General features: G+C 30.3%; 10 protein-coding genes. 1 reads left to right on the forward strand and 9 read right to left on the reverse strand.

Translation table 11 applies throughout. The features are described from left to right. From sbcC to sosA, 8 genes are all read right to left on the reverse strand, one after another. Positions 1 to 2,293 (reverse strand): exonuclease subunit SbcC (gene sbcC / locus CD032_RS09750; protein ID WP_258026253.1); only part of this gene is annotated, 2,293 nt, incomplete at its 3' end. Next, complete coding sequence (sbcD, locus tag CD032_RS09755; protein ID WP_040030118.1) at positions 2,290 to 3,423, reverse strand: exonuclease subunit SbcD; 1,134 nt, start codon at positions 3,421 to 3,423, stop codon at positions 2,290 to 2,292. The genes sbcC and sbcD, both read right to left, overlap by 4 nt. Before the next feature lie 179 nt (positions 3,424 to 3,602). After that, complete coding sequence (locus tag CD032_RS09760; RefSeq protein WP_019467984.1) at positions 3,603 to 4,070, reverse strand: CcdC family protein; 468 nt, start codon at positions 4,068 to 4,070, stop codon at positions 3,603 to 3,605. Positions 4,071 to 4,327: 257 nt separating this feature from the next. Next, a complete protein-coding gene (locus tag CD032_RS09765) occupies positions 4,328 to 4,513 on the reverse strand; it encodes a hypothetical protein (protein WP_019467985.1) in 186 nt (61 codons plus the stop codon). A gap of 314 nt (positions 4,514 to 4,827) precedes the next feature. Next, positions 4,828 to 5,067 (reverse strand): YneF family protein, encoded by a 240-nt coding sequence (locus tag CD032_RS09770; RefSeq protein WP_019467986.1) that lies wholly within the window; start codon positions 5,065 to 5,067, stop codon positions 4,828 to 4,830. Positions 5,068 to 5,279: 212 nt separating this feature from the next. Next, entirely contained in the window at positions 5,280 to 7,268 is a 1,989-nt protein-coding gene (gene tkt / locus CD032_RS09775) for a transketolase (protein ID WP_019467987.1), read from the reverse strand. Positions 7,269 to 7,344: 76 nt separating this feature from the next. Continuing rightward, entirely contained in the window at positions 7,345 to 7,593 is a 249-nt protein-coding gene (locus CD032_RS09780) for a DUF896 domain-containing protein (RefSeq protein ID WP_019467988.1), read from the reverse strand. A gap of 123 nt (positions 7,594 to 7,716) precedes the next feature. Beyond that, positions 7,717 to 7,950 carry a DNA damage-induced cell division inhibitor SosA gene (gene sosA, locus CD032_RS09785; RefSeq protein ID WP_019467989.1) on the reverse strand — a complete coding sequence of 78 codons (234 nt, stop codon included), beginning with the start codon at positions 7,948 to 7,950 and terminating at the stop codon, positions 7,717 to 7,719. 141 nt (positions 7,951 to 8,091) lie between these two features. Here sosA and lexA point away from each other — a divergent pair, with 141 nt between their 5' ends. After that, positions 8,092 to 8,715, forward strand: coding sequence for a transcriptional repressor LexA (gene lexA, locus CD032_RS09790; protein WP_019467990.1), 624 nt, complete (start codon positions 8,092 to 8,094; stop codon positions 8,713 to 8,715). Positions 8,716 to 8,903: 188 nt separating this feature from the next. Here lexA and CD032_RS13500 read toward each other — a convergent pair. Beyond that, on the reverse strand, positions 8,904 to 9,324 hold a 421-nt coding region (locus CD032_RS13500), incomplete at its 5' end, for a CAP domain-containing protein (RefSeq protein ID WP_258026254.1).

Here is a 9,324-nt window from a genome sequence, read left to right on the forward strand (position 1 = left end):
TAATGATAATTTCAAATTGTTGTTTCTCTTGATTGAATTTATTTATTTCCGCTTCTATTTTTGCTTTATTAGGAATTTCATTAATAGTGTGTTCTACATCTTTCAATGATGTAAAGCCTATCCTATTCATTTCATGATCAATTTTATGATTTGCTTCTTTAATTTCCTTTTGCAAACTCTTTATAGTATCTTCTAGATGTGCTTTATTATTCATTTCAAGTGACAATTCGTTATTATATTTTTGAATTTGTTGTACTAACCATTCATATTTCTTTTGATATTCATTTACTTTCTCTAATGATTTATCATAAGCGGTCATAAACTTATTCACATCTTTATATTGTGTGGTATTTTCAAAGTCATTAATCATCTGCGTGCTTTCATCTAATTTGAATTGTTTTGTTTTTAAATCCAATTCTAACTCATGTGATTTTTGCCTTAAACTTAAAATTTTCTCTTTAAGGTTTCTAATTTCTTCATTTTCCTCTTCTATTAATCTTTTTTCTTTCAAAAGGTTATCCTTAGTTAATTCAAGCTCTGTATAGTTAATTTTTTCTAACTCATCTAAATTAAATTTATGTAATTGTTCTAAGATGTGCTGTAATTCACTATCATATTTGATTTTTTGTTCTTTTAACTTTAGGCGTTGTTGTTCAATATTATTGAGTTGGTCGTGTCTTTTGGTAAGTTCATCAAAATCAATATGATGTTCAATTTCATGAATCTCATTCCCACAAAGTGGGCATTTGTCACCTTTAGAAAGCACTGATTGCAATTTAATAATCATATCTTGTTTATTATTTAAATCTATATTTGTTTTATCAATAGTTTTATATTTATCATCTAATGTATTTATTTCAGATTTTATATGTTCATTTTTCGTTGTTATGTCACTTTGTCGTTTTTGCAACGTTTGATATTCTTTTTTATTTAACTCATTTTGTTTTTTAATTTTAATTTCATTATCTAACTGATGTATTTTTTCATTAAGTTGTTCATTTCTTTTATAATCTGGCTCTCTATCATTTAATTTTTCAATATATTGATTAAGTTGTTGCTTTTGTTTTTCGTACTGTGATTTAAACTCAGCGTATGTGTTTTTTAAATTTTCGATTTGCTGGTATAGTTTTTTATATTTATCAATTTTTTTATAAAATATTTTACAATTTTCTATAAATGTTTTCGATTTATCTATTGTTTCAGATAAGTCTTTATGTTTTGCTAATTGTTTCTCACAATCTTCTAATTGCTCCTGTAAATTTGATACGCTTGTTATTGTTTTTGTTTTATCTTTTTCTATCTCTTTATGCTTTTTTAAAAGTTTTTCTTTTGAGTCTAATAAATTGGAAAGTGGTCTTACCTCATTGATTTCATTTAATAATTTTATTTGATTTTTTATATAACTTTGATTGGATAACAATGCTTCTTGTTTTTGTTTATTTTCTTCAAGGCTTGTTATTGCATCTTGAAGTTTCAAATTACGATTTAATAAATTTTCAGCTTGCTCAAATTTTTCAATTCTTCTTTTTTCAGCTGCTAATAAATCATTTTGAATAGATTGGCCTATGCTTTTGAATTGTGGTATTAATGCTTTGATTTTATCAGTTTGTCTTGAACTTACTTCTTTATACTCATTTAATAGGGTCTCATCAAAAGTCTCTAAATCCATCCAATCCGTTTCAAGTGTATGATATCGCTTTTCAATATTCGCCCTTACCTCTTTAACATCATCATTTAACAATTTTTGTATTTCTTCAAATCTTTGACTATTAAACAATGTTCTTAGTATTTCTTGTTTTTCTATGCTTTTAGATAATAAGAAACGTTTAAATTCACCCTGAGGAAGGATAAATAATTGTCTAAACTGTTCTGAATTAACTCCTAGTAACGTTCTAATAAATTGATTTCCAGCATTCACTTTACTTTCACGTAATTCAAATGTATCTTCAAGTTGATAAATTGAAAGTTGTCCAAGTGTTTTATTTTTATTTCCTTCTTTTACAAATGCACCTTGTCGATTAATTTTATAAATACTATCTCTCAATTTAAACTCGAACTCAACGACCATTGGTGATTTACCATCTGCAAAGTGACTACGTAAATCCCCTTCATTCCTATCTTTTGTCGATGCCTCTCCAAATAAGGCAAATACAATTGCGTCAAATATCATTGTTTTTCCTGAACCCGTTTTACCACTAATTAAAAACAATTGATCATTATTTACTTGTTGAAAATCAATGGTTTCGTCTAAAAATGGGCCGAAATTTGTTAATTTTAATGTTAAAGGTCTCATTTAGTCTGATCTCCTTCAAGTAAATAATTTAATACTTTACCAATTTTATTATTTTGAATGCTTGTTAGTGATTGATCCGTCATATTCTCAAAAAATTTATTAATAATTGTTGTATCATCTAATTTTTGTATTTCTATATTTTCATGATGTAACGGCGTATTAAATTCAAAAGAACTATTGGTAAGCGCCAACGTGTTTGGGTATATTTGTTTCAAATGCATCATAGGATCACTAACATGTGACATATGTTTTAACTTAAAATGTAAATAGTTGTTTTTATCTTTTATGCTTAGTTTTTCTTGAATAGCGTCTTCATAATCCCCTTCAATCACTTCTAATTGTCTTAAAGGCGTTAATGGCCTAAATATATTTTTTAATTTATGATCAATCATTTCAATTACTCTATAACCTTTAGGTTGCGTAGTTTCTGAAAAAGAATATTGTAATAAAGAACCACTATAATGAATAAAATCCGAATCTATACTAAATGGATGATGTAAATGACCTAGTAGCACTGCTTCAAATTGCTGAAATGAATTTGCTGTAACTGATTCAACAGTGCCAATCGTCAATGCTCTCTCAGATTCAGTGCGAATACCACCTTGAACTGTAAGATGGCCTATTAGTATATTGACTTTATTTTGATTAATATTCTGCGTCATAAATTCTATTGATTTACTCACGGCTTGTTGATGTGTTTCTATCGTTTTATCATTAAAGAAATAACTCGTTTCATTCACTGTAGAAAATGGTAATGTATAAAAATCAATATTTCCAATGGTAATAGGGTCACACATATCCTCAAGTGATGTTCTGATATAAAGTTGAGATTTTTCAAACCACTTTGAGCCATAATTTAACCGTTCTTTACCATCATGGTTTCCACTTATCATCACTAACGGAATATTCATTTCTAAATTTAATGTATTAATTGTATTTTCCAATAACTGTATTGCAGCTTTGTTGGGATAACTAGTATCATATAAATCACCTGCAATTACGATTACATCTGGTTTTTCGTCGCTCATTTTTTTAATAAATTGATCTAATATATATGCTTGGTCTTCTAGCAATGATTTTCCGTTCAAAATCCGTCCTAAATGCCAATCAGCTGTATGTACAATTTTCATTCTATCACTCCTAATAGAACATCCGTTCGATTTTATGATATAATACTCGTCCTTAATACTCAAGTAATTTTTCAAAATATAAAAGGGGCTACTTAAATTCCATGATTTTTAAGGAAATTTAGTAGCCCTTGAGTATTAAGCAAATTCAATTACTCTAATATAATTATTACTTCTTTCGCTTATTTAATTAATGTTTTCTTAACTTTTTTATATTGATATAACATAGCCAATCTCCAAGGTACAATCATACAAAAAGCAAGTAAGAAAAACATGCCCCCAATTTCACCTGGATCTATTTTATTACTTATAAATATTTTCAAAATTGTTCTGATTAACAACAGTGAAATTAAGATAATAGGAAAAGCTTTAGACCGCTTCATGTATACTTCACTACCGGATGTTTCAAATCGAGAAGTCCAAATTAATATCGTTGAGAAAAGAACACCTAATACGATGCACTCTATTATTTCCATACCGGTTAATCTGAAATAAGGTACCACATACATTAATGCACCTGTTGCCATGAAAAATGGCGGTAAAATAATTTTCTTTTCATTTACTGGATATTGCTGCGCTTTCATTCTTACAACGATTACCCCAATACCCATTAAAAAAGCTACAACTATAGAAAAAACTAAATATAACATGCTTACACCTTCTTTATGTTACTGGCTTAATCTCCACCTCAAATAGTATATCATTTTACTATTTAACATTCAGTAATTTTAATATGTTTTCATTTGGTCTATATAGCATGTTATTTAGCCTTATCTGTATATTTCAAAATTCAATTATGTATAGGTGATATAGTATCAAAAGATTAATGCCAACGTCGGGAGGTAATGATAGAAAATTACTCAAAATAAAATAAGCCCTGTTTCAGACTTATCTTATTCATTGCTATTTAAATAGCGCGTGTTGTATCACAAGCTGACAATGCATTTTCTAAAGTATATCTAAGATAATTCATATCATGAATTTGCATCGCGTTATGATATTCTTTGAAAGCTTCATCAGTAGAAAAGTTAATATGCATATTTGCTAATCGATCTAAAACTTCTTTGTCTTCCATGTCATAAGCACTCTTCACTTATTAATACCTCCCTTATATATACAAATTATAACAAATATGATTTTACAATCAAATATTTACTGAATATTTAAAAAATAAATTACATTCACTATCACTTTAATTATTTTAATGCTCAATTAAAAAAACTTAATCCATCTATAAAATTTCGAATCATTAAAGTATGATTTTCAAATGACAAAATTGAGTAGCATCACATTTATATGATCGAACCAGGGTGATATTCTCATTTTTTAAATATAATAGGAGTTTGTTCAAACCAAAAAAGCTGACGATTTACTAGTAGGTAGTAATCATCAGCTTTTCTAAAGACATTATTTCTTCTTCTTGAATGCGTCGTCTTGATTTTTATTCATCATCGTCATCATTTGATTTATTTTCTTTTGAGATGGTTTTTGACCCATTTGCATCATCATCATTCGTAGCATTTCTTCATTAATTGGTGGGTTCTTTTTCAGATAATCCATCATATATTTTCTCGCAAGGAAAAATCCACCGACTAGTCCTAGAATTAGTGCTAACACGATTAATAAAATTGCTAACCAAGTTGCCATTGTTTCACCCACTTTCCTATCCTAATGCATTTTACTAAAATAACCACTCCTTTTCAAGAGTGACTCATTTAATTTATATTTCCAACCTTATGTATTATATCAATTCTAATTTCAGTTTGTAAATATAATCCAATCTTTATTTATAATTAAAAATTGGTATGAGAACAAAAGCTCTCATACCAAAAATATTACCTATCTTTTTATCTTAATAATTAGAACGTTTGAATTTGATTTAAGACATTTTCTTTAGTGAAACCATATTTTTCAACTACTAAATCACCAGGCGCACTTGCACCAAATCCATCAATACCAATCACTTTACCTTCAGTACCAACATATTTATGCCAACCTAATGATGATGCCATTTCAATAGCAACACGTTTTGTAATTGAAGCAGGTAAGATAGATGCTTTATATTCATCGGATTGTTGATCAAATGCATTCCAGTTAGGCATTGATACAACACGTACACCTTTACCTTGTCCTTCTAAATCTTTAGCAGCTTCAATAGCTAAATTAACTTCTGAACCTGTAGCTAATAGTAAGTACTCTGGATCTTTATCTGATTCAAACACTACATAAGCACCTTTACGTACACCTTCTTCAACAGTTTCTTTAGGTAAGTCCATTGTTGTTAGGTTTTGACGTGTTAACACTAAAGATGTAGGTGTATTTTCTGATTCCATTGCTACTTCCCAAGCTACACGTGTTTCATTACCGTCAGCTGGACGAATAACATTCATGTTTGGAATTGCACGTAAACCAGATAATTGTTCGATTGGTTCATGTGTTGGGCCATCTTCACCAACTGCAATTGAATCATGCGTGAAAATAAATGTTGAATTTAATCCCATGATTGCTGATAAACGAAGGGCTGGTTTTAAATAGTCACTAAACACGAAGAAAGTTGCACCATATGGGTGTAAACCACCGTGAGCTGCCATACCATTTACTGCAGCACCCATTGCAAATTCACGTACACCAAACCAGATATTTTTACCTTCAGGTGTATCTTTATCAAAGTCAACCGCATCTTTAACGTTTGATTTGTTTGAACCTGCTAAGTCAGCTGAACCACCAAAGAATGAAGGGACTGTTTTACTTAGCGCTTGTATTACTTCACCAGAATCTGCACGTGAAGCACCACTATGGCCAGCTTCAAATTCTGGCAATTCGTTTGAGTAGTTCGTTGGTAATTTACCACTGATTGCTAATTTGAATTCTTCAGCTAATTCTGGATATTTTTCACTGTATGTTTCAACAAGTTTATTCCAGTTTTCTTCTTTTTCATTAGCACGTTTCAACATTGTTTGTTGGAAAATTTCATATACTTCATCTGGTACGTTAAAGCGTTTTTCAGGATCCAAACCATAGTTTTCTAAAGCTAATTTTCTTTCTTCTTCACCTAGTGGAGCACCGTGTACGCCATGAGAAGCTTGTTTATTAGGCGCGCCGTAACCAATGATTGTTTTCACTTCAATGATTGTTGGTACATCTGCAGTTTTAGCTTCATTAATAGCATTATCAATAGCATCTATATCATTACCATCTTTAACTAAAATGTGTTTCCAACCATATGATTCAAAACGCGTTTTAATATCTTCAGAAAATGCTTTGTTTAAATCTCCATCTAAAGAAATGTCATTTGAGTCATATAATACAATAAGTTTATCTAATTGTGTATGACCAGCTAATGATGCTGCTTCATGTGAAATACCTTCCATTAAATCTCCATCAGATGCTATCACGTAAGTATGGTGATCTATTACATTAGCATCTTCTTTATTAAACTTACCAGCAAGATGTTTTTCAGCCATTGCCATACCTACAGACATAGCAAAACCTTGTCCTAATGGTCCAGTTGTTACTTCAACACCATCTGTATGTCTAAACTCTGGATGACCTGGAGTTTTTGAACCCCATTGTCTAAACTGTTTTAATTCATCCAATTCTAAACTACCTGAAACGTGTAATAAACTGTATAACAATGCAGAACCATGGCCTGCAGATAGTACAAAACGATCTCTATCGAAGAAATCTTTTGATTGGGGGTTGAAATTTAAGTGGCGTGTCCATAATGTATATGCCATTGGAGCTGCGCCCATTGGTAATCCAGGGTGACCTGAGTTTGCTTGTTCAACAGCATCGATACTTAAGGCTCTTATCGTATCTATCGCTAATTGATCTTTTTCTTTATTCATCTAAATGACTTCCTTTCTTATAGCAAGTTTCATTACTATTATACCTTATTTAGTAATTATTTAACAAAAAATTGATTTAGTTATTATCTTTTTTATCTTTAGAATCTAATATTTTTTTCACCTTTTCAGGCGTTACATCATTGCCCTCAGGATCAATAACTCTTGTACTTTCAATTTGTTTTTTAAAGCTTTGTCGGAAGGAATCTAAATATGCTTTTCTTAATTTCGATTGTTCTTTTGATTCAGATTCAGTCAATCCTTGTTCTTTTTTCTTTTTTGCTAACTCATTTATACGCTTAATATCTACGGCATCATTTTTCGCCATAATAAACCTCCGTAATTCATAATATAGAAAATATAACAAAAAAATAAGCGAAACTAAATAGTTACGCTTACTTTACCATTCTACTAAATAAATTCACTTTCACAATATATTTGGTTTAATATTTTATTTGGCTTTTGCTAAAAATTGATTGAGCGTCCGTTCGCTTTTTTCATCTGAATTCATTTGATACTGTTCGTCTTTTGTAGAAATATTTGTGATTTGATGATCTGTCATTTCGTACGTTTGTTCTGATTCCGTATTATAATAAGCACTTAATATAAATACAGTACTTAAAATCATTGTAACTAGCAACACTGTAATATAAGGTTTAATTTGATATATATATAGTTTAAACATATAAGTCACTCCTAGAACGTTTGTTTGTACTTAAACTTTATCAGAACATCTGTTCTCTGTCAACAAGAAAACGAACAAACGTTTGTAAACATTAACAATACATGCTATAATAAAAACAAATTAACGTAGGGAGTGCCTATTATGAGAGAATTAACTAAGCGACAAAATGAGATTTTTGAGTATATTAAACAGACTGTTCATTCAAAGGGTTATCCACCAAGTGTTCGGGAAATTGGTGAAGCTGTTGGTTTAGCATCTAGCTCAACTGTACATGGACATCTATCCAGATTAGAAGAAAAAGGTTATATAAAAAGAGATCCAACTAAACCACGTGCAATTGAAATTGTTACCGAACAATTAGGTGAAACCGTGAATATGGAATCTACAATTCACGTGCCAGTCATTGGAAAAGTAACAGCTGGTATACCTATTACTGCTGTTGAAAATGTTGAAGAGTATTTTCCGTTACCCGAGCATTTTACCTCAACGCATAACAGCGATATTTTCATCTTAAATGTTGTTGGTGATAGCATGATTGAAGCGGGAATATTAGATGGGGATAAAGTTATCGTAAGAAGCCAAACGATTGCTGAAAATGGTGATATTATTGTAGCAATGACTGAGGACAATGAAGCTACAGTCAAGCGTTTTTACAAAGAAAAAACACGATACCGTTTACAGCCGGAAAATAGTACAATGTCGCCAATCTATTTAGATCAAGTTGCTGTTTTAGGTAAAGTTGTCGGTCTATTTAGAGAAATTTAATTTTATAGATAAAGACACTCTCAATAAATAAGAGGCTACGCTTATAGCGTAGCCTCTTATTTATTGTCATTTTTTTCTAAGACATCTTTCACTTTTTCTAGTATATCTTCTGTTTGATCTTTTTTATTTGTTGTCATAATACCTCATCCTCACAGAATATAGATACCCTTTTCAACAATGCATAAACACTATCCCGTATAATTTTCAGTCCAATAAGGTTGTTTATGTTTATTAAAGTCAACGCCGACACCTAAAGTATTAAATTCTTTTTTAAGAATATTTTTTCTATGACCTAAAGAGTTCATTAATCCTTGATGAGCATAAATACTACTTGGTTGACCATAAGCTAAATTCTCGCCAGCTGCATTAAAATCATGTCCATCTTGTTCTAATCTATCAAAAGGTGAATCCCCAGATTGATTATTATGGTCAAAATAATTATTCTCAGCCATGTCATTACTGTGTTTGCGTGCTGTATCAGAGATAGTTTCAGAATAATCTAATGTATTTAACCCATGTTGTACTCTTTCAGCATTGACCAAATCAAAATTTTGAAGTTCAAAACTTTTTGCTAAATTACGCGAAGGCGTTGCATATTGATTTTGAAGT

This window comes from Staphylococcus cohnii subsp. cohnii, assembly GCF_002902365.1.
Classification (GTDB): domain Bacteria; phylum Bacillota; class Bacilli; order Staphylococcales; family Staphylococcaceae; genus Staphylococcus; species Staphylococcus cohnii.